The organism is Alistipes sp. Marseille-P5061 (genome assembly GCF_900290115.1).
Classification (GTDB): Bacteria; Bacteroidota; Bacteroidia; order Bacteroidales; family Rikenellaceae; genus Alistipes; species Alistipes excrementigallinarum.
Genome location: NZ_LT985749.1, coordinates 483,957 through 505,285 on the forward strand (window position 1 = coordinate 483,957; position 21,329 = coordinate 505,285).

General features: G+C 62.8%; 12 protein-coding genes and 1 tRNA gene. 7 read left to right on the top strand and 6 right to left on the bottom strand.

The window, feature by feature from the left end:
- Positions 1–162: 162 nt before the first annotated feature.
- On the bottom strand, positions 163–2,190 hold the full coding sequence (locus C8267_RS05895; RefSeq protein WP_106634003.1) for a S8 family peptidase: 2,028 nt from the start codon (positions 2,188–2,190) through the stop codon (positions 163–165).
- 134 nt (positions 2,191–2,324) lie between these two features.
- On the opposite strand from C8267_RS05895, the gene C8267_RS05900 reads away from it, so the two are divergent.
- From C8267_RS05900 to C8267_RS05910, 3 genes are all read left to right on the top strand, one after another.
- A complete protein-coding gene (locus tag C8267_RS05900) occupies positions 2,325–2,936 on the top strand; it encodes a signal peptidase II (RefSeq protein ID WP_087362245.1) in 612 nt (203 codons plus the stop codon).
- A 67-nt stretch (positions 2,937–3,003) separates the two neighbouring features.
- Positions 3,004–3,085: transfer RNA gene (locus C8267_RS05905), tRNA-Leu, on the top strand.
- A 276-nt stretch (positions 3,086–3,361) separates the two neighbouring features.
- Complete coding sequence (locus tag C8267_RS05910; protein ID WP_106634004.1) at positions 3,362–5,017, top strand: hypothetical protein; 1,656 nt, start codon at positions 3,362–3,364, stop codon at positions 5,015–5,017.
- Positions 5,018–5,287: 270 nt separating this feature from the next.
- On the opposite strand, the gene C8267_RS05915 is transcribed toward C8267_RS05910, so the two are convergent.
- Complete coding sequence (locus C8267_RS05915; protein WP_106634005.1) at positions 5,288–7,552, bottom strand: glycoside hydrolase family 3 C-terminal domain-containing protein; 2,265 nt, start codon at positions 7,550–7,552, stop codon at positions 5,288–5,290.
- 534 nt (positions 7,553–8,086) lie between these two features.
- On the opposite strand from C8267_RS05915, the gene C8267_RS05920 reads away from it, so the two are divergent.
- Both C8267_RS05920 and metK read left to right on the top strand, forming a co-directional pair.
- The gene (locus C8267_RS05920) at positions 8,087–9,241 is read left to right on the top strand and encodes a hypothetical protein (protein ID WP_106634006.1); all 1,155 of its coding nucleotides are present in this window, start codon (positions 8,087–8,089) and stop codon (positions 9,239–9,241) included.
- A 305-nt stretch (positions 9,242–9,546) separates the two neighbouring features.
- Positions 9,547–10,851, top strand: a complete 1,305-nt coding sequence (metK, locus tag C8267_RS05925) for a methionine adenosyltransferase (protein ID WP_087362249.1) — start codon at positions 9,547–9,549, stop codon at positions 10,849–10,851.
- 123 nt (positions 10,852–10,974) lie between these two features.
- Here the strand turns inward: metK and C8267_RS05930 are convergent, their stop codons facing one another.
- The 4 genes from C8267_RS05930 to tig form a co-directional block, all read right to left on the bottom strand.
- Positions 10,975–13,008, bottom strand: coding sequence for a transketolase family protein (locus tag C8267_RS05930; RefSeq protein WP_106634007.1), 2,034 nt, complete (start codon positions 13,006–13,008; stop codon positions 10,975–10,977).
- A 51-nt stretch (positions 13,009–13,059) separates the two neighbouring features.
- A complete protein-coding gene (clpX, locus tag C8267_RS05935; protein WP_087362251.1) occupies positions 13,060–14,340 on the bottom strand; it encodes an ATP-dependent Clp protease ATP-binding subunit ClpX in 1,281 nt (426 codons plus the stop codon).
- Positions 14,341–14,344: 4 nt separating this feature from the next.
- Positions 14,345–15,016, bottom strand: a complete 672-nt coding sequence (gene clpP / locus C8267_RS05940) for an ATP-dependent Clp endopeptidase proteolytic subunit ClpP (protein WP_087362252.1) — start codon at positions 15,014–15,016, stop codon at positions 14,345–14,347.
- 256 nt (positions 15,017–15,272) lie between these two features.
- Positions 15,273–16,598 (bottom strand): trigger factor, encoded by a 1,326-nt coding sequence (gene tig, locus C8267_RS05945; RefSeq protein WP_106634008.1) that lies wholly within the window; start codon positions 16,596–16,598, stop codon positions 15,273–15,275.
- A gap of 283 nt (positions 16,599–16,881) precedes the next feature.
- Between tig and C8267_RS05950 the strand changes: the two genes are divergently transcribed.
- A complete protein-coding gene (locus tag C8267_RS05950) occupies positions 16,882–17,673 on the top strand; it encodes a glutaminyl-peptide cyclotransferase (protein ID WP_106634009.1) in 792 nt (263 codons plus the stop codon).
- A 1-nt stretch (position 17,674) separates the two neighbouring features.
- Positions 17,675–21,295 carry a methionine synthase gene (gene metH / locus C8267_RS05955; protein ID WP_106634010.1) on the top strand — a complete coding sequence of 1,207 codons (3,621 nt, stop codon included), beginning with the start codon at positions 17,675–17,677 and terminating at the stop codon, positions 21,293–21,295.
- The last annotated feature ends 34 nt before the right edge of the window (positions 21,296–21,329 follow it).

Here is a 21,329-nt window from a genome sequence, read left to right on the forward strand (position 1 = left end):
CCTTAGCGTACGAACACTGTCTTTTTTTTTGGCGCTCCCCCTCCCCGCGCACCCTCCCCCTCTTTGTTCGTCGGCGGCTTCAGATGTTTATAACGAGATGCATGGACACAAAAAAACCGGCGCCCTCATCGGGCGCCGGTACGTTGCTAGGTAGAAGCCAAATCAGAGCCAGCCGCCATTGTCAGCCATCTCACGCGAGAGGATGGCGAACTCACGCTTGACGGTCATGCCGCCCATCGTAGCCGTAATGGTGCACATGCCCGAACCAACATTCTGGCAGGTCAGCTTCATAATGCCATTGGCAACCGTCGGGAGCGAGGTCATGCCAAGCTTCTGGCGATCCGTCGAGCTGATTTCGAGACCCGAGACGGTAAGACGTCCCGAGGGGCCGCCGAAGTAGCGAACCAGATCGACACTCGTCTCGACGCCCGGAGCAACCTGCAGAACAGGCGTACCCTTGATGGCGAGCAGCAGCTTGTAGGCATCCACATAACCGCGGCCCATCTTGTACTGGTAGTCCGAGAGCGTGATATTTCCCGCAGGATGGCTCTTCACGCCGGTCAGGTAGGGATTGATGTCGTTGGTAGAGGAGAGCAGCAGAGCGGTGTACTCCTCGGCCGTGAACTTCTTGCCAATCTTCGATGCATAGACCAGACCAAGTGCTGCAACACCCGATACGTGGGGGCAAGCCATCGAGGTACCCTGCATGTAGCCCGTACCGTCACCGGTACGACCATCCTGGAAGTTCATCGATGCATCCTGAAGAATGGTGCTCAGCACCTGTGCATCCGCATAATACCTGCCGCCGGAGGGAGCGTCGTAGGCATCACCACCCGGAGCCGTAATGTCGCTCCACGTACCGTAGTTGGTATAGTAGGCGGGGCAGAAGTCCCAACTCATCGAGCTGACGGCAATCACCGGAGCGTAGGCTGCGGGCCACGTCTTGACATCGCCGTTGACATCACCCGAGTTGCCGGCTGCGAAAATCACCAGACCGCCCGAAATCGGCGAATTGGGATTGTCCGTACCAGCCGTCGAGATGAAGTAGGTAATTGCCGAACGCAACGAACCGTAACCGGCATTCCACGCGCCCTCGGAGAGCTCGCCGCCGGTCATCGAGTCGGAGTATCCCCAGCTGTTCTGGGCGATGACGGCTCCGTGGTCGGCAGCCCAGGTAAAGGCCTGCTGCGGGGCGTTGTAGTTGATGTTGGTGTTCGAATGGCCCATCGTCTGGCACGACATGATTTTCACGCTGCCACCGTTGCCGCTGCCGCCGGCAATACCGCACACGCCGATTCCGTTGTTGTTGACTGCGGCAATCGTACCGGCTACGTGCGAACCGTGGTCGGAATACTCGTAACCGTACTGCGGCGAGTAGGAGGAGCTCTTCCAGTCAAGCTCTCCGGACTGGTTCCAGAAGTTGTATCCGTGAGGCGCATTCTCCGACGTATTGGGGTTGGTCCACATGTTGGCCTCCAGGTCGGGGTGCGTATACTGCACCGGCTCGTCAATCACCGCTACGATGATATCCGTTGCGGCGCCGTCACCCGTGCAGAGATTCCATGCATCAAAGACATTGACATCGGCACCCTTGCTCTTCTTGGGGAAGGTGGTCGTCGGGCCCGTATTGTCGTAATGCCACTGATGCTCCAGCTTGGGGTCGTTCATCGGCATCATGCTGACACGCGTCTGAGCGGCCTCGGGTGCAAGTTCCGCCTTGTTGAAGGGGACGGCCGGACCCTCCTTCAGGGCACGGGTCCGGTAGTTGTACTCAACGACCGAAACCTCGGGGCAGAGGCTCAGGCGCTGAGCCACCTCGGCGAGTTGGGCCTCCGTATCGAAGGAAACCGTATACCACTGGTGCAGACCGTACTGACGGTGACGCTCCTCATAACGCTCGCTGTAGGGGAAGATGCGCTCGAGATGCTCCACGCCGATTTCGTTGAAGATAAGGTCGATATCATCGACTCCCGTGCGGGTTTGCGGACCGCGGGTCTTGGCGACAGCCTCGATGGCGTCGGCAATCTCCGGAGTGACTTTCAGATTGATACGGCCGACAACCGCATGCTCTGACGAGCCCACGATAACGGCCTGGTTGCTGGACGAAACGCCCCCCGAGGCCTCCTCCGTCGGGTCATTCGCACAAGCGAACAGCGCCAAAGCACTGAAAAGAAGTAACGTTTTCTTCATAATTTTGCGGAAATTTAGATTTTCAAAGATATGTTTTTTTTGCAAAAAAAAGAAAAGCGGCTCAAAAAATCTACGGAACCCGGCAAAAAAGAGATTTTTCACTACATTTGCACCAAATTCTAAAACGAGGCACCATGAAGCTGAAAAACCTCACCTTATTAATAATAGTGTTGCTGGTTGCCGACCAGGCACTCAAAATCTGGGTCAAGACCCACATGCAGCTCGACGAAGCCATCATCGTATTCCCGGACTGGTTCCAGCTGCGCTTCATCGAGAACAAGGGTGCGGCCTACGGCATGCACATTGCCTCGTCGGGGGCCTTCGACTGGGGAAAACTGCTGCTGGGCATCTTCCGCATTGCCCTGTCGTGTCTGGTGGGGTGGCTTATCTGGCGCCTCTCCAAGCGGGAGAACACCCCCAAGGGGGTGCTCGTCGGACTGGCGCTGATTCTGGCCGGCGCCGTGGGCAACATCATCGACAGCGCCTTCTACGGGTTGATTTTCTCGGAATCGACCCCCTGGACGGTGGCCCACTTCGGCGGCCACTACGCCGGGCTGATGATGGGCAAGGTGGTCGACATGTTCTACTTCCCGCTCTTCCAGTGGAACAGCTGCCCGGGATTTCTGCGCTTCCTGGTCGATAGCAACAACTACTTCTTCGGGGCGATTTTCAATCTGGCGGATGTATACATCTCGTTGGCCGCAGTCTATCTGCTTGTATTCCAGTACAAGTTCATCAGCAAGTAATTTTTTTCGGCGAAAAAATTTGCAGATACGGAATAAAGCATTACCTTTGCAACCACAAAACCGAAAGGCCCAGGTGGCGGAATAGGTAGACGCGCACGTTTCAGGTGCGTGTGCCGCAAGGCGTGCAGGTTCGATTCCTGTCCTGGGCACTGAAACCCCGTTGAACATACGTTCGACGGGGTTTTGCTTTATCTTTGCACTCCTCCGGATACGGGGCCCGACAAAAAAGCGGCCAAGTTGGACGGATTTATCCATTTTTGTGTATTTTTGTTCAGCACGGCACGACTCCTCAACCGCTTCGCACGAATGGGAAGCGTGCCTGCAGTCCGCCGGGGAACCGGGACAATCCGGTATGAGGGACGCCCTCCAGATGAAGGACACCCGGCAAGTCGAATAAAGACATGCATCAAATCCGACAGGCTCCCATGAAACAGATTCTGACAATCGGGCTTTTGCTTTCACTCCTCACCGGAGTCCCGGCCGGCCAGGCCCAACCCAAGGCAAGGAAATCGGCGATAGCCGGCAAGATACTTTTCGAAAGCTACCATGCTGTCCAAAACCCGCCCGTACCTCCCATTGAGCGGAACATCGACCCGAAGCTTCTCAAACCGATGCCCGTTCACATCGACCTTGTACCGGACAGCAGCCGCACCCCCCTGCCCCGTCTCAAGCCGCTGCAGGGGCAATTTCACAGAACCCTCCAAAAGAGGGTACTGGACGACTATCGGCAACTCTGCTCCGAGATGGAGCAGCGGAAACCGACTCGTACGCCCCAGCGATGGATATGGGTGGGAGATCAGGCTGCCCTGCTCGGGCTCGACAGCGTGGCTGCCGACTGCGTGAAACGTTTCATGTGCTATCATCCTTCACCCCGACTGCTCGCCTACGTCGTCGACTCGATGATGCCAACATGCAGGGAATATGCCCGCCCGATGGTCGAATACACCTCCGAATACTGGCTCCAACCCTATTGGACAACGCCCGACACCACATCAAGAGGACTTGAAAATCTTCGGATTCTCACCCGTCTTAACGAACGGTATAAGAGCGGGAACCGGCTCCTTTCGCAAGGAATGCTGCGTCTGGTGAGTGGAGATACCACTGCAGCCGGCACGCTCTTCATGGAGGCGATACGCACCGCACAAAAGCATCCGAAGCCCTTCCGGCTCAGCCGTTCCGGGCTTCTCCACACCACGGCATCGCTGCTGAGCGACGCAGCGCGTTACGACGAACTGCTCATCCTCTTTGCAGAAAACGAGGCAGCAGTCCACTGCGCCAAAAGTAACCCGGCAATGGCTTTTCTGCTCTACCGTGCAGCCCTGAAGGTCGACCCCTCGCGTGCAAACGAATACCTCACGTGGGGAATGGAGGCCGACAAAGGGGCCTTCACCGAGCAGCTCCATCGGCTTCGTGATACGGTATATACGGCATTCGTCGACAATCCGACCGTCGCGGCACGGCTTGACTACCTGCTCAACGGGCCGCTGCCGCTCGAATATCCAACGGAGTATGTCGCACTTGCCGAACAACTGCTGGCCAAACTTCCCGACATCGGCACGCCCTGCAGTGATGCGGTTTACGACGAGTCGTTTGCACCCTGGCGCGACGCACTGCTCGGAATTGCGGAACAGGCCTCCCGACTCGAAAACGGAGCGCTTTCGCCCGCATCGGCCCACCTGCGGTTCATCGCCGCAGAGACTCGCTCCCGGTTTGCATCATCGGCGGAAGCCGGACTCAACGACCTGCAAGCGCTCTTCGAACAGCTGAGCGAAACGACCGGCGAGGCCGAATACTCCGAATGGTACATCCGTACGGGAACCTTACTGGCCGAGAAACGCTCCCGCACAGAGCCCAAGGCTGCACTGAAAATGATGACGAGCCGGATATGGCCCGTATTCGAACAGGTCACAGGCCGGCAGCAGCTCACTCCGCGGCAAACCCGGTTAAGCATCACGACCTACCGGTGCATGGCACGGCTCTACCAACGTGCCGGCAAGGCCGGGAAGGCCAAAGCCATGCGCGCCAAAGCAGAGGCACTGACAAACGCAACGTCCCCGAAGACAGGTGACGGAATGGAGTAAGAAGGCGTGCCGTCCCGGCCCAGTTTTTCCGAAATAGTCTACGCCACAACACAGTCCCACCGCCCTACCCTTCCGCCCTCGCACAAAAAAACGGTCTGCCGCCCCTCTGGGCGGCAGACCGTTGCAGCAGCGGCGAAGCGTTGCGGAAAGAGCGTTCGGGGCAGAAGTGCAGCCCGAAAAGGGCGGAGCGTTGCGAAAGGTGCGTTCGGAGCAGGGGCAAAACCCGAATGGGACTGCATCCCGGGCAAAGGCCTCCCGGGCGGAAGCCCGTCAATCCGTATACCGGAACTTCACCTTCTGGCGGATATCCGTCGACGAAGAGCCGATGTAGAGCGTGAAGGTGCCCTCTTCGGCTACCCAGCCGTGCGACTGCTCGTCGAAGAACTTCAGGTCATCCTCCGTCAGGGTAAACTCCGCCTCGGCACTCCCGCCGGCCTCGATGAAGAGTTTCCGGAAATGCTTGAGCTCCTTAAGCGGGCGCAGAACCGAACACTTGTCGTCGCCGACGTAGAGCTGCACCACCTCCATGCCGTCCCGCGAGCCCTCGTTGGTGACCGGGACGCGAATCTCCAGACGCTCGCCGGGGCCCATCTTCGCGGCCGACACCTCGGGCCGCCCGTAGGAGAAGGTCGTATAGCTCAGACCGTGGCCGAAGGGGAAGAGCGCCGGGATTCTCCGGGTGTCGTGCCAGCGATAGCCGACCAGAATATCCTCGGCGTAGGTCACCTGCGGATAGGCCCTGCTGTCGGCAGGAGCGTCGGGAGCCTTCTTCATGGAGATGCCTTCGGGCTTGATGCCCGGATAGTTGGACGCATCGCCCGAGGCGTGCGCCGCGCAGTCCGACAGACGGACGGGAATCGAATAGGGCAGCTTGCCCGAGGGGTTGACCCGGCCGCTGAGGACGTCGGCAATCGACAGCCCGCCCATGCTGCCCAGGTAGGAGGCGTGCAGAATGGCCGGCACACGGTCGACCCACGGCATGGCGTAGGCATTGCCGGTGATGTTCACGACGACGAGGTTGGGATTGGCCTCCGCCAGCGCCTCGATGAGCTCATTCTGCCCGAAGGGGAGGTCGTACGACCGACGGTCGGTCGACTCGCAGTCCTGGTAGGCATTCTTGTTCAGTCCGCCGACGTAGATGACGACGTCGGCCGTGCGGGCCAGCGCAACAGCCTCGCTCCGGAGCGAATCCATCGTGGCGGCCGGCACCTCCTCAACCTTGCCATAGAGCGGATTGCCGCAGGTGTACCCCTGCGCATAGCGGATTTTGTCTCCGTAGAGCGTCTTGAGGGCCTCAAGCGGCGAGATGGTCCGTTTGGTCTTGAGCTCCGACGACCCGCCGCCATCGGTCAGACGCCGCGTGGCGTTGTCGCCCACGACCAGAATCCGCTCGTAGCGGTCGGTCTCGAGGGGCAGGATGCCGTTGTTTCTGAGCAGGACTATCGACTCGTCGCCGATGGCCTTTGCCGCGGCGTAGTGCTCCTCGGAGCAGAGCGAACCCCACGGACGGCGGGGATTCATCGCGGTGCGGAAAATCAGCCGCAGGATGCGGCGGGCCTTCTCGTCGACGGTCTCAAGGGGCAGCTCGCCGCTGCGCAGCAACTCCAGATAGGGCTGAGCCAGGTAGTAGGCGTCGTAACCCGAGCGGCTCTCCGTGGTCAGGCCGTCGGTATGGGTGCCCATCTCGATGTCAAGCCCGTTGAGCGCCGCCTCGCGCGTGTCATGCGTTCCGCCCCAGTCGGAGATGACGCAGCCGTCGAAGCCCCACTCACCGCGCAGAATATCGTTGAGCAGCGCGCTGTTGTGGCAGCAGTGCTGCCCCAGATAGCGGTTGTAGGAGCCCATGATGCTCCACACACCGCCGTCGACCACCGCACGGTGGAAGGCCGGCAGGTAGAGTTCGCGCAGGGCGCGCTCGCTCACAACGACGTCGACCGACGTGCGCCACTGCTCCTGGTTGTTCAGGGCAAAGTGCTTGACGCAGGCAGCCACACCGTTCTTCTGAAGCGCCCGGATGTAGGGAACGGCCATTGCGCCGGCCAGGCAGGGGTCCTCGCCCATGTACTCGAAGTTGCGGCCGTTGAGCGGCGTGCGGTAGATGTTGACTCCGGGACCCAGCAGGACATCCTTGCCGCGGTAGCGGGCCTCCTCGCCGATGGCACGGCCGTAGAGGGCGGCCATCCGGGGATTCCACGTGGCGGCGAGGGCCGTCAGCGCCGGGAAGGCCGTAATCGAGTCGTTGGTCCAGCCGGCGTGGCGCCAGCTGTTCCACTCAATCTCGGCGCGCACGCCGTGGGGGCCGTCGCTCATCTTCAGTTCGGGAATGCCGAGCCGGGCGACACCCGGCGAGGAGAATTTCGACTGGGCGTGGCACAGGGCCACCTTTTCCTCAAGCGTGAGGCGCTGCAGGGCATCCTCGACGCGCTCCTCGATGGGGGCATCCTGCTGCAGGTAGAGCGGAGCAGTCTGCTGCCCCCTGGCGCCCGTCGGGCCAAGTGCAAAGAGCAGCAAGGCGGGCAAGAGTAGTCTCTTCATAGGTAGGTTTTGGTTGGTAAACAGGTAAAAGTATCAAAGGTATCGGCTTCCGCGCGTCGGGGTCTCGGCTTACGGGCTTCGGCAATGTCGCCGCACGCCCGGGGGAGGCAGCGCCGCAGGAACAGGCCGCCGAAGCGGCTTCGTCAACCCTGCTCCGGAGTGCTCCAGACGGGGCTGCACCTACAAAGTTACGAAATATCGCCGAAACATCCAAAGTTACGAAATATCGCCGAAACATCTACCGTGCAAAACGGCTGTAGCGCGCTGTTTCGGCCCCTTACGGAGACGTTGGCCGTAGAGAAAAACAGGCCGCAACCGCACTCCGGGGGCCGAATGCCGGCCGCCGGCTCCGCAAAACGGTGCACCGAATCGGTTTGTCCATCCGGGGGGAAGGAGCCGCAAACGATAGAAATCAATCTCAAACAGGACGGATATGCGCTGCAAATCGCTATATTTGTATAGCCCCGGTCCGGTTCGGGCCAAAAGTCCCGTCCGGAGCCGCAGCGCCGAAAGATACCCTAAAAAAATCTTCCCATGAAACGCATCCTTACCGCCCTGATGCTGCTCCTCACGGCCCAACTGGCAGCGCAGAACCGCGAAGTGAAGCTCGACCTTCACTCTCCGCGCGTACATTATTACCTCGACCTGGCCGACGCACTCGACTCCCGCGGAGAACTCAACGTAGCACAAGCCGCCTGGAAGGGTGCCGACGTTTGGGTACTGCTCCGGCTCGACGACGGCAACATCATCTTCCAGAAGCGGCCGGGCGGCCGCTTCTTCTACGGCGTCTCGCCAGACAGAAAATCCACCATGCGCTACACCCGCGCCCAAGCCATCGCCGAACTGAACTGGTGGCTCACGCTCTGCTACGGACTCTCCGAGCAGGACCGCCAATACGAACACCTCGGCTTCAGCCAGCCCTGCTTCATGCGGGCGGGCGACACGCCCCTCGAGACCTGCCCCGGAGAGGAGACCCGCGCGACAATTGGCGTGGAGCCGGATTATGTCGGGACCAAATACCAACACTCGGGCGAGCATACCGACGGAGTACGGATGACGCTCTGGACCACGCACGACCTCACCTTCGCGGTGCTCTACCGGACGGACGACCTCCCCTGCGTCGAGCAGGGAACCGGACGGGTGAACTTCGTGACGCTGGTGGCGTTTGACATCGACGAATACCTTCCCCAACCTGAGCCGTCGGTCGGAATCCTGCCGGAGGATATTCCCCTCGGGGCTTCGCTCCAGGAGGCCTTCGAGGTGCTCGACCGGCACGGCTTCGTCGAGCTGGCCGACGCCGCGGTCGACCAGGTCTGGGACGAATACAACGCCGCACTGGGCGGAGCCCTGGGAGCGGCCGACATCCAGGTGACGATGAGCGGACGGCTCGACGGGGCGCCCTGCGAAATCACGCTCCACACCGCAACGCCGGGCGGGACCGTCCACACCGTCAGCGGCTGCTTCACCGACTGCTACCCCACCAGGGAGGCTCTGCGCGGGGAGCTCCTCCGCCGCTGTGAGGCAATCGCCGACCGCTGCGGCGCGGGCAGCTGGGAACGTCTTGCCGACGGCAGCGAGGCCTTCGTCATCCGGAACGACCGGGGAAGCATCGCGCTATGGGCCGAGCAGATTGGCCCGGTGCTCGAGCACGAGGGCGAATACCGGATTGTCTTCGTATTGCGTCCCTGAGTGATACCCCGGAAAGTCCCTCCGGGAACGGCAGCGGCCTTCAGCTCTGTGCCGAAGGCCGCTGTCTCTGCTCCACCTTTCCGGTCCCGTACGAACCCTGACGCTTCGGCCGGAAGCAATTTTCGCCAAAAAAATTTGCCGAACCGGAAATATTGCGTATATTTGCGGTCCGCTTCGATGAAAAGCGGAGAATGTGGAAAGATTTGACTGATTGCAACCACAATAAAAAATCGCTAAAACAGCTTTTTTATTCCATCAGCCGATTTTTCCCATTTTATACGTTTAACCATTAAAAATGTATCAAAATGGGCTTTTTATTTACCTCGGAATCGGTATCCGAAGGACATCCCGACAAGGTGGCGGACCAGATTTCCGACGCTATCCTCGATGAATTTCTGCGCCACGACCCCAACTCGAAGGTCGCCTGCGAGACGCTCTGCACCACGGGTCTGGTCGTTGTGGCCGGCGAAGTGCGCTCGGACGCCTACGTCGACGTACAGGGCGTTGCACGCCGCGTCATCAACCGCATCGGGTACACCAAGAGCGAATACCAGTTCGACGGCAACTCGTGCGGCGTACTCTCGGCCATCCACGAGCAGTCGTCCGACATCAACCAGGGCGTAGTCCGCGCCGAAGAGGAGGAGCAGGGCGCCGGCGACCAGGGCATCATGTTCGGTTACGCCTGCAACGAGACGCGCGAGTATATGCCCGCGACGCTCATCCTCTCGCACGTCATCCTGAAGGAGCTGGCCGCCATCCGCCGCGAAGGCAAGGTGATGACCTATCTGCGTCCCGACTCCAAGTCGCAGGTGACCATCGAGTACGACGAGCAGACCAACAAGCCGCTGCGCGTCCACACGATTGTCGTCTCGACGCAGCACGACGAATTCATCCTCCCGGGCGAGGGCCGCAGCGAGAAGCAGGCCGAGCGTCTGATGCAGGAGCAGATTCGCGAAGATGTGCGCACGATTCTCATCCCGCGCGTCAAGGCGCGTCTGGAGCGTGCCGGGGACAAGCTCGCCGACCTCATCGGCGACGACTACATCCTCCACGTCAACCCCACGGGCAAGTTCGTCATCGGCGGCCCTCACGGGGACAGCGGACTGACCGGCCGCAAGATTATCGTCGACACCTACGGAGGGCGCGGCGCCCACGGAGGCGGCGCCTTCTCGGGCAAGGACTCCTCGAAGGTGGACCGTTCGGCCGCCTATGCCGCACGCTACATCGCCAAGAACCTGGTGGCTGCGGGCGTTGCCGACGAGGTGCTCGTCGAGCTCTCGTATGCCATCGGCATCGCCGAGCCGCTCTCGATTTACGTCGACACCTACCGCTCGGAGCGTCCGGCCGCGCTGGCCGGCATGACCGACGGCGAGATTGCCCGCCGCATCGGCAAGCTCTTCGACCTGCGCCCGGCCGCCATCGTCAAGCGTTTCGGACTGAAGAACCCCATCTTCGAGGCGACAGCCTCCTACGGACACTTCGGCAACCGCCCCTTCAAGCGGGTCGAGAAGCTGTGGGAGAACGGCCGCGAGGTGGAGCGCGAAATCGAGTTCTTCGGCTGGGAGAAGCTCGACGCGGTGGAGCTCATCCGCAAGGAGTTCGGACTCTGAGCCGGCGGGCGTCGGCCCGGGCCCGCGGTCCGGAGCGCCGCGCGCCGCAGCAAACACCTCAACAAAAAAACCTCCGACACTGCGGTGTCGGAGGTTTTTTTGTGTCGGAATGCAGTCCGGGGACTACCGGCCGAGGAGCTTCTTGACCTCGGCGGCCACGGTGGCGCCGTTGTAGCCGAACTTCTCGTCGAGCACCTTGTAGGGTGCCGAGAAGCCGAAGTGGTTCAGACCGTGGATGTGGCTCTCGTCGCCCACCAGACCCAGCAGGTTGACGGGCAGACCCGAGGTCATGCCGTAGCGCATGACGCCCTGCGGCAGGACGCTCTCCTGGTAGGAGCGGGGCTGGTCGCGGAAGAGACCCTCGCTCGGCATGTTGACCACGCGGACGGGAATGCCCTCGGCGGCCAGCAGCTCGGCGCCCTCGATGAGGGTGGCCACCTCGGAGCCCGTGGCGAGCATCACCACCACCGGTTTGGCCGAGTCGTAGACCACGTATCCGCCCTTGGCAACCTGTGCGGCCTCCTCACGGCGGCTGCCGCTGCCCAGCGCCGGGAGCGTCTTGATGTTCTGGCGCGAGAGGATGAGTGCCACGGGGCGCTGCTCCTCGACGGCCTGCTTCCAGGCCATCACCGTCTCGTCGCCGTCGGCCGGGCGCAGCACCACCATCGAGCGCTCGCCGCGGTGGTTGTGCAGGTGCTCCATCAGACGAATCTGAGCCTCGTGCTCGACGGGCTGGTGCGTCGGACCGTCCTCGCCCACGCGGAACGAGTCGTGGCTCCAGACGTAAATCACGTGCAGACGCATGAGCGCCGCCAGACGTACGGCCGGCTTCATGTAGTCCGAGAAGACGAAGAAGGTGCCGCAGACGGGAATCACACCGCCGTGGAGCGCCATGCCGTTCATGATGCAGGCCATCGTCAGCTCGGCCACGCCGGGCTGGAAGAAGTTGCCCGAGAAGTCGCCGCGCGTGAAGGCCTTGGTCTTCTTGAGGAAGCCGTCGGTCTTGTCCGAATTGGAGAGGTCGGCCGAAGCGACCACCATGTTCTCAATTCGGCCGGCGAAGTGTGCCAGTACGGACGACGAGGCGGCACGCGTTGCGCAGTCGGTCTTCACCTCGATGCTCTTGTAGTCGATGTCGGGAAGTTCGCCCGAGAGGAAGCGGTCGAGCTTCAGGGAGAGCTCCTTGTTCTCCTTGCGCCACGAGCGCTCCGCCTCGGCCTGCGAGGCGGCCCACTCCGTCAGCTTGGCGCGCCGCTCGGCAAAGACCTCGCGGCTCTCCTCGAAGACGGCGAAGGGGTGCTCGGGGTCACCGCCCAGATGCTTGACCGTGGCGGCGAAGTCGGCGCCGGCGGCCGAAAGGGGCTGTCCGTGCGTCGAGACGCGGTCCTCGAAGCTGCTGCCGTCGGCTGCCACGGCACCCTTGCCCATCACCGTACGGCCGATGATGAGCGTCGGACGCTCGGTCTCGGAGTTGGCCGCCACGAGCGCCTCGCGAATCTCGTTGATGTTGTTGCCGTCGATGGTGAGCACGTTCCAGCCCCACGCCTCGTATTTCATCGCCACGTTCTCCGTGTCGACCTCGTCGACCTTGGTCGAGAGCTGCACGTTGTTGGCGTCGTAGTACATGATGAAGTTGCTCAGACCCAGATGGCCGGCGATGCGGCCCACGCCCTGCGATATCTCCTCCTCAACGCCGCCGTCGGAGATGTAGGCATAGGTCTTGTGGGCCATCCACTCGCCGAAGCGCGCTACCAGGAAACGCTCGGCAATGGCTGCACCGAGTGCCATGGCATGGCCCTGGCCCAGCGGGCCCGAGGTATTCTCCACGCCGTGGAGGACATCCACCTCGGGATGGCCCGGCGTGATGCTGCCCCACTGGCGCAGCGACTGGAGGTCCTCCGTCGTATAGAAGCCCGCCAGCGAGAGCGTCGAGTAGAGCATCGGCGACATGTGTCCCGGGTCGAGGAAGAAGCGGTCACGGAACGGATAGCGCATGTTCGAGGGGTCGTAGCGCAGGAACTCGGCGTAGAGCACCGTGATGAAGTCCGCGCCGCCCATGGCGCCGCCCGGGTGGCCCGATTTCGATTTTTCGACCATCGCGGCCGACAGAATCCGGATGTTGTCGGCTACTCGCGAAAGTTTGGAATTGGTAGACATATTATCTCAAAGATTTAAGGTTTTCGTTTTCCGGAGGGTACGTTGCGGTGCTCAGGACTCCTTCATCTGGGCGAGGCTCTTCGCCTTCTCGAGCTTCGCGGCGGCGTAGTCGGCCGTCACAGTGAACTTGCGCTCGCCCGACGAGGGGAGCTCGAACATCGTATCCATCATCACCGCCTCGCAGATGGAGCGCAGGCCGCGTGCGCCGAGCTTGAACTCGACCGCCTTGTCGACAATGTAGTCGAGCGCCGCGGGTTCGAACTCCAGCTCGATGCCGTCCATCTCGAAGAGCCGCTTGTACTGGCGGATGATGGCATTCTTGGGCTCGGTGAGAATCGAGCGCAGGGCGTCGCGGCCGAGCGGCTGCATGTAGGTGAGCACCGGCAGACGTCCCACCAGCTCGGGAATCAGACCGAAGGACTTGAGGTCCTGCGGCGTGACGTACTGCATCAGGTTGCTGCGGTCGATATGGCCGGCGCCCGACTGTCCGTAGCCGATGGCGCGCGTGTTGAGCCGCTGGGCGATTTTCTTCTCGATGCCGTCGAATGCGCCTCCGCAGATGAAGAGGATGTTGCGCGTGTCGACCTGGATGAACTTCTGCTCGGGGTGCTTGCGCCCGCCCTGGGGCGGAACGTTGACCACCGTACCCTCGAGAATCTTCAGCAGCGCCTGCTGCACCCCTTCACCCGAGACGTCACGCGTGATGGAGGGGTTGTCGCCCTTGCGGGCGATTTTGTCGATTTCGTCGATGAAGACGATGCCCCGCTGCGCCAGTTCGACGTTGTAGTCGGCCACCTGGAGCAGCCGCGAGAGGATGCTCTCGACATCCTCGCCCACGTAGCCGGCCTCGGTGAGCACCGTGGCATCGACAATCGTGAAGGGAACCTTCAGCAGACGGGCAATCGTGCGGGCCATCAGCGTCTTGCCCGTACCGGTGGGGCCGACGAGCACCACGTTCGACTTGTCGATTTCGACGTCGTCCTCCTTCGAGGCCCCCTTCGCGGCGCAGAGCAGCCGCTTGTAGTGGTTGTAGACGGCCACCGACAGGTAGCGCTTCGCCTCCTCCTGACCGATGACGTACTGGTCGAGGAACTCCTTGATTTGGGCAGGTTTGAGCAGGTCTTCGGCCTTGAGCGGAGCGGCCTGCTGGCGGCTGCCTTCCACCTCGTTTTCGGTGAGAATCCGGTAGCCGTTCTCGATGCAGCGGTTGCAGATGTTGGCGCCGTCGGCGCCCTGAAAGAGAATCTCCACCTCCTCGCGGGAGGCGCCGCAGAACGAGCAGCGGTCTCCCCCCTTGGGAGTATGCGGGTTATTGTTTTTTCCTTGAGCCATCGTTCTATTTCTTCTCTCGTTTGGCCAGCACCTCGTCGATGAGGCCGTACTCGCGGGCCTCGGCGGCCGTGAGCCAGTAGTCGCGGTCGGCGTCGCGTTCGATTTTCTTGAGCGAGACCCCCGAGTGCGCCGAGAGGATTTCGTAGAGCTCGCGTTTGGTCTTGAGGATTTCACGGGCCGTGATTTCGATGTCGGAGGCCTGCCCCTGGGCACCGCCCAGCGGCTGGTGAATCATCACCCGCGAATGGGGCAGCGCCGAGCGCTTGCCCCGGGCGCCGGCCGTGAGCAACACGGCGCCCATCGAGGCGGCCAGTCCCGTGCAGATGGTGGCCACGTCGGGGCTCACCAGCTGCATCGTGTCGTAGATGCCGAGTCCGGCCGAGACGGAGCCGCCGGGCGAGTTGATGTAAATCTGGATATCCTTCTCGGGGTCGACCGACTCGAGAAAGAGCAGCTGCGCCTGGATGATGTTGGCGGCATCGTCGTAGATGGGGGCGCCGAGGAAGATGATGCGGTCCATCATCAGGCGCGAGAAGACATCCATCGTGGCGACGTTGAGCTGCCGCTCCTCGATGATGGTCGGCGAGACGTAGGCGGCGCTCACCGACTGGAAGTCGTGCAGCTTCAGCGAGCTGATGCCGCACTGTTTCCGGGCGTATTTTTCAAATTCTGACATAAGTTTTGATGCTCGTTTCGGGAGAATTTCCCCGGCCTGCACCCCGCGTCCCGGCGCAACCACCTCCGTCGTGTCCCGCAGGCGCACGACGGACGACGCACCCCGCGCCGGAGTGCCGGAGGGGCCTCCTCCCACCTTTTCCGCGCACCGGCCGGAGCCTCTTCGGTCGGAGTCTCCCCGCGCGGGCGTTTCAAAAAAAAGAACTTTGCAAACATCACGCCTGCAAAGTTCAAAGATAAGGATTTTTCGGCAATTCCTAAAGTTCCTTGGCCAATTTGGCGAATTCCTCGGCCGAGACGCTCTTCTCGCTCACCTTGATTTTCGCCTTGACAGCCTCTACGACCTTCGTCTCGTAGAGCTTCTCGTAAATCTTCTGGCCCTGCTCCTTGTTCTCGAGAATCTGCTTGGCGTAGCCGGCCAGCATGTCGTCGGGAGCCGAAGGCATGCCGTACTGTGCGAACTGAGCCTGTGCGAAGGCCTTGGCCTCGGCAGTAGCCTCGTCGGCCGAGACGGTGATGTTCTCCTGCTTGATAATCTGCTTCTGGATGTAGTTCCAGGTGAACATCTTGAGGAACTGGTCGAAGTCCTTCTCAATCTCCTCCATCGTGAACTTGCCCTCGTTGATGGTGTAGAGCCAGCGCTTGAGGAATGCCTCGGGCATCTTCAGGTCGGCCTTCTTGACCAGGTAGTCACGCACCTCGAGCGTGAAGAGGTAGTCGCTCTCGCGGCGGAGCTCCGATGCAATCTGCTCGTCGATGAAGGCCTCGAACTGCTCGGCCGTCGTCACGTTGCCGGCGGGGAAGGCCATCTTGAAGAACTCCTCGTTGAGCTCCGGCTCGGCGAACTTGCGGATGCGGGTAATCTCCAGCTCGAATTCGGGCTTGATGTGCTCCAGCTCGCCCTCCTTGACCTGCAGCACGGCGGCGCGCTGCGAGGGGGTGCGGTAGAGCTCGTTGACGTTGACCGTCATCTTGTCGCCCACCTTCTTGCCGATGAAGGGCTTGCGCTCCTCCTCGGGCATCGAAATCAGACCCACGTAGGCATCCTCGACCTTCATCTCGCCGTTGTCGAGCGTAACCGACAGCGCCTCGTCCGAAGTCACCGCGTCGGCGTCGACCAGACGGCCGTAGCGACGCAGGTAGTTCGAGCGGAAGTCCTCGTGCATCTTCTTGTCAATCTTGATTTTGTAGTAGGTCAGCTTGTCCTTCTCCGAGAGGTCGAGCTTCAGCTCGGGAGCCTCGCCGATTTCGAAGACGAATTCGAATTCGGTGCCGCCGTCGAAGTCGAAGGCACCCTGCTCCTCCGACGGAATCACGTCGCCCAGGTAGTCGATGTTCTCCTTCTGGAGGTACTCGAATACCGAGTTCGACGCCTTGCGGTAGGACTGCTCGGCCAGGACGCCCTTGCCGTACATCTTCTTGATGATGCCCATGGGGACCATGCCGGGACGGAAGCCCGGAATGTTGGCCTTGCGTTTGTACTCGCGCAGGGCCTTCTCGACCTCCTCGCGGTAATCCTCCTGGCCCACCGTCACCCGGATGAGCGACGTATTCTGCTCGCGTTGTTCTCTTACGATTTTCATACTGATATGGTTTCTGTATTCGTTTTCCGTTTGTCGAAATCGGGTTGCAAAGATAGTGAAAATCTGAAACAAAGCAATAGCTTTTTCACAATAAAAAGATGTATGGCCCGCGTGGCGGGGCGCATCGCACCCCGTGCCGTCACCAACCGACCGGCTGCCGGGCCGCTGCCGGAAGCCGAAAAGCCGAGAAAAAAGAACCGGAATATGCGCGCTTTTTCGTACCTTTGTGCACAATTTACCCCGGCTCCGCGTCGGGGCTGTAACGAGACAAAACCGACACACGATGAAAGCAATAGCCGAACTTCTGCTCGCAGCGGCGCTCCTGGGCGGCTGCGGAGGCCGCACGCGCAGCGCGCAGCAGGTCGAGACGCCCCCCGAGCCGAAGCACTACACCTACACGGTCCGCAACACCTACCCCCACTCGACCCAAAGCTACACGCAGGGGCTGCAGTTCGCCGACGGCGAATTGTGGGAGGGGACCGGCCAGCTCGGGCAGTCGCTGCTGCGCCGCACGGAGCTCGCGACCGACCGCTCGCAGGTCGTCGCGCGGCTTCCGCGCTCGGAGTTCGGCGAGGGCATCACGCTGCTCGACGGCAAGGTCTACCAGCTCACCTGGCAGTCGAACAAGGCCTACGTCTGGGATGCCTCCACGGGCGCCAAGCTGCGCGAGTACCGCTACCCGGGCGAGGGGTGGGGGCTCACCACCGACGGGAAGATGCTCTACATGAGCGACGGCTCGGAGTACATCCACACGGTTGACCCGGAGAATTTCAAGCGGCTCAAGAGCACGGCCGTGACCCTCGCGGGAGCCCCCGTCGGGATGCTCAACGAGCTGGAGTGGATTGACGGCCGCATCTGGGCCAACGTCTACGTGACGGACCAGATTGTCATCATCAACCCCGCAACGGGGGTTGTCGAGGGGGTCGTCGACCTCACGGGGCTGCTTCCGGAGGAGGAGGTGGGGCCCGAGACCGACGTACTGAACGGCATCGCCTACGACCAGGCGGGCGGACGCATCTTCGTCACGGGCAAGAACTGGGACAAAATCTTCGAAATAGAGATTCACGAACGGTAAGATGACGCACAACAGACTCAACGACGCCCTGCAGGAGCGCATCCTGCTGCTCGACGGCGGCTTCGGCACGATGGTCCAGCGCTACGGGCTCTCCGAGGCGGACTACCGCGGCGAGCGGTTCCGTGAGCTGCCCGGACAGCTGCGCGGCTGCAACGACCTGCTCAACCTGACGCGGCCCGACATCATCCGCGAAATCCATACGCGCTACCTCCAGGCCGGCGCCGACCTGATAACCACCAACTCGTTCAACGCCAACGCCATCTCGTTGACCGACTACGGCATAAGCGACCTCGCGAGAGAGATTGCCCGCGCGGCGGCCTCCATCGCCCGTGCGGCGGCCGACGAGTATACGCAGCGCAACCCCTCGAAGCCCCGCTTCGTCGCGGGCTCGATGGGGCCGACCAACCGCACGGCCTCGATGTCGGCCGACGTGAGCGACCCCGCCGCGCGCGAGGTGACCTTCTCGCAGCTGGCCGAGGCCTACGGCGAGCAGGCCCGCGGACTGGTCGAAGGGGGCGCCGACGTGCTACTCATCGAGACGGTCTTCGACACGCTCAACGCCAAGGCGGCGCTCTATGCCGTCGACCGTCTGGGCGAGGAGCTCGGGCGGCAGCTTCCGGTGATGGTCTCGGGGACGCTGGCCGACGCCAGCGGCCGCACCCTCTCGGGGCAGACCGTCGAGGCCTTCTGGGTCTCGGTGTCGCATGCGCGACTCCTCTCCGTGGGGCTCAACTGCGCCTACGGCGCGCGTCAGATGCTCCCCTATCTGGAGCGGCTGGCGGCGGTGGCCGAGGTGCGCGTCTCGGCCCACCCCAATGCCGGACTTCCCAACGTCATGGGGGGCTACGACGAGACCCCCGAGATGTTCGCCGCCGACGTGGAGGAGTACCTGCGCCGCGGTCTGCTCAACATCGTGGGAGGCTGCTGCGGCACCACGCCCGAGCACATCTTCGAGCTCTCGAAGATTGTGGGCCGCTACGCCCCGCGTCCGCTCCCCGCGCCGCGCCACGAGACGGTGCTGAGCGGTCTGGAGCCGCTGCGGATTGTCCCCGAGGCGAACTTCATCAACGTGGGCGAGCGGACCAACGTGGCCGGCTCGGCACGCTTCGCGCGGCTCATCCGCGAACACAACTACGAGGAGGCCCTTTCGGTGGCCCGCGCCCAGGTCGAGGCCGGAGCGCAGATTGTCGACGTCTGCATGGACGACGGTCTGATTGACGGCGTGGAGGCCATGCGCACGTTCCTCAACCTGATGGCCTCGGAGCCCGAAATCGCCCGCGTGCCGACGATGATTGACTCGTCGAAGTGGGAGGTGCTCCGCACGGGGCTCGAGGTGACGCAGGGCAAGTCCGTGGTCAACTCCATCTCGCTCAAGGAGGGCGAGGAGTCCTTCCTGCGGCGCGCCCGCGAAATCCACCGCTACGGCGCCGCCGTGGTGGTGATGCTCTTCGACGAGCGGGGGCAGGCCGACACCTACGAGCGCAAAATCGAGGTGGCGGCGCGGGCCTACCGGCTGCTGACCGAGGCGGGATTCCCGCCCGAGGACATCATCTTCGACCCCAACATCCTGGCCGTGGCGACAGGCATCGCCGAGCACGACCGCTATGCGCTGGACTTCATCGAGGCGGTGCGCTGGATTAAGGCTCACCTGCCTTACGCCAAGGTTTCGGGCGGCGTCTCGAACCTCTCGTTCGCCTTCCGCGGCAACAATGCCGTGCGCGAGGCGATGCACTCGGTCTTCCTCTACCACGCCATCCGCGCCGGGATGGACATGGGCATCGTCAACCCGCAGATGCTGCGCCTCTACGATGAAATCGAGCCCGAGCTGCTCGAACGGGTCGAGGATGTGATTCTCTGCCGCCGTCCCGACGCCTCGGAGCGGCTCTCGGAGTATGCGCAGCAGGTGCACCAGACGGCCGGGCAGGGGCAGCAGGCCCCCGACGACGCCTGGCGCGCGGAGCCGCTGGCCGAACGCATCGCCCATGCGCTGCGCAAGGGCATCACGGAGCACATCGAGGAGGATGCGCTCGAGGGGCTAAGGACGCTGGGCAGCCCCATGGCGGTCATCGACACGCTGCTCATGCCGGCCATGGAGCAGGTGGGCACGCTCTTCGGCGCGGGCAAGATGTTCCTGCCCCAGGTGGTCAAGAGCGCCCGCGTCATGAAGCGCGCCGTGGCGGTGCTGACCCCCTACATCGAACGCAGCGGCGAGCAGTCCTCGGCCAAGGCGGGGCGCGTGCTGATTGCCACGGTCAAGGGCGACGTGCACGACATCGGCAAGAACATCGTCTCGGTGGTGATGGCCTGCAACGGCTACGAAATCCGCGACCTGGGGGTGATGGTCGAGCCGTCGCGCATCGTCGACGAGGCGCAGGCCTGGCCGGCCGACTGCATCTGCCTGAGCGGACTCATCACCCCGTCGCTCGACGAGATGGCGCACGTCTGCGAGGAGCTCGAGCGGCGCGGACTGCGCATCCCGGTCATCATCGGCGGGGCCACCACCTCGGAGCTCCACACGGCCGTGAAGATTGCGCCGCTCTACTCGGGCGTGGTCGCACACTCGCTCAACGCCAGCCGCAATAGCCTCATCCTCTCCCGCCTGCTCGGTCCCGACCGCGAAGCCTACGCCGGGGAGGTGAAGCGCCGCCAGGAGCAGCTGCGCGCCGAATACCGCCGCACCGAGGCGGCCCGCCGGCTGCTCCCCTACGCCGAGGTGAAGCGCCGGGCGCTCGAGGAGGAGCCGCACCGGCCCGTCGAGCCGCTCCACCCGGGGCGGATGGTCTTCCCCGACTTCGACGTCGCCGACGCCGCCCCCTACATCGACTGGAACTTCTTCTTCCCGGCCTGGGGGCTTGCGGGGCGCTACCCCGCCATCCTCGACCACCCCGAGAAGGGCGCCGAGGCGCGCAAGCTCTTCGACGACGCGCAGGCACTGCTGCACCGCATCGCCGAGGAGCATCTGCTGACGCTCCAGGCCGTCGTCGGCATCTTCCCCGCCCACAGGGAGGGCGACGACATCGTCGCCACCGACGCCAAGGGGCGCAACTACCGCTTCGCCATGCTGCGCAACCAGACGCGCGGCGAGCAGAACCGCTCGCTGGCCGACTTCATCGCCCCCGAGGGGGACTGGCTCGGCTGCTTTGCGGTGACGGCCGGCATCGGCCTCAAGGAGCTCACCGAGAAGTTCCGCGCCGCGGGCGACGACTACTCGGCCATCATGGCCAAGCTGCTGGCCGACCGTCTGACCGAGGCCTTCGCCGAGGTGGTGCACCTCTTCGTACGGCGCCGGATGTGGGGCTACGAGGGCGGCGAGCAGCCCTCGCCCGAGGAGGTGATTGCCGGCCATTACCGCGGACGGCGCATGGCCTTCGGCTACCCCGCCTCGCCCGACCACTCGCTCAAGCGCGAGGCGTTCGACCTGCTGGCCGTCGAGCGCACGACGGGCATGCGGCTGACCGAGAACTGGATGATTGACCCCGGCGAGGCGCTCTGCGGACTCCTCTTCGCCGATGCCGAGTACTTCTCGGTGGGGCACATCGACCAGGAGCAGCTGCGCGACTACGCCGCACGCCGCGGCCTGGACGAGGAGACGCTCCGCCGGCTGCTGCCCAACAACCTCTGAGCCGCCGGCCGACACGACAAGACAGACAACAAGC

Bases quoted from the DNA above. Each gene is read 5' to 3' on its own strand.
- C8267_RS05895 (WP_106634003.1), bottom strand. From the start codon at position 2,190: ATGAAGAAAACGTTACTTCTTTTCAGTGCTTTGGCGCTGTTCGCTTGT.
- C8267_RS05900 (WP_087362245.1), top strand. From the start codon at position 2,325: ATGAAGCTGAAAAACCTCACCTTATTAATAATAGTGTTGCTGGTTGCC.
- C8267_RS05910 (WP_106634004.1), top strand. From the start codon at position 3,362: ATGAAACAGATTCTGACAATCGGGCTTTTGCTTTCACTCCTCACCGGA.
- C8267_RS05915 (WP_106634005.1), bottom strand. From the start codon at position 7,552: ATGAAGAGACTACTCTTGCCCGCCTTGCTGCTCTTTGCACTTGGCCCG.
- C8267_RS05920 (WP_106634006.1), top strand. From the start codon at position 8,087: ATGAAACGCATCCTTACCGCCCTGATGCTGCTCCTCACGGCCCAACTG.
- metK (WP_087362249.1), top strand. From the start codon at position 9,547: ATGGGCTTTTTATTTACCTCGGAATCGGTATCCGAAGGACATCCCGAC.
- C8267_RS05930 (WP_106634007.1), bottom strand. From the start codon at position 13,008: ATGTCTACCAATTCCAAACTTTCGCGAGTAGCCGACAACATCCGGATT.
- clpX (WP_087362251.1), bottom strand. From the start codon at position 14,340: ATGGCTCAAGGAAAAAACAATAACCCGCATACTCCCAAGGGGGGAGAC.
- clpP (WP_087362252.1), bottom strand. From the start codon at position 15,016: ATGTCAGAATTTGAAAAATACGCCCGGAAACAGTGCGGCATCAGCTCG.
- tig (WP_106634008.1), bottom strand. From the start codon at position 16,598: ATGAAAATCGTAAGAGAACAACGCGAGCAGAATACGTCGCTCATCCGG.
- C8267_RS05950 (WP_106634009.1), top strand. From the start codon at position 16,882: ATGAAAGCAATAGCCGAACTTCTGCTCGCAGCGGCGCTCCTGGGCGGC.
- metH (WP_106634010.1), top strand. From the start codon at position 17,675: ATGACGCACAACAGACTCAACGACGCCCTGCAGGAGCGCATCCTGCTG.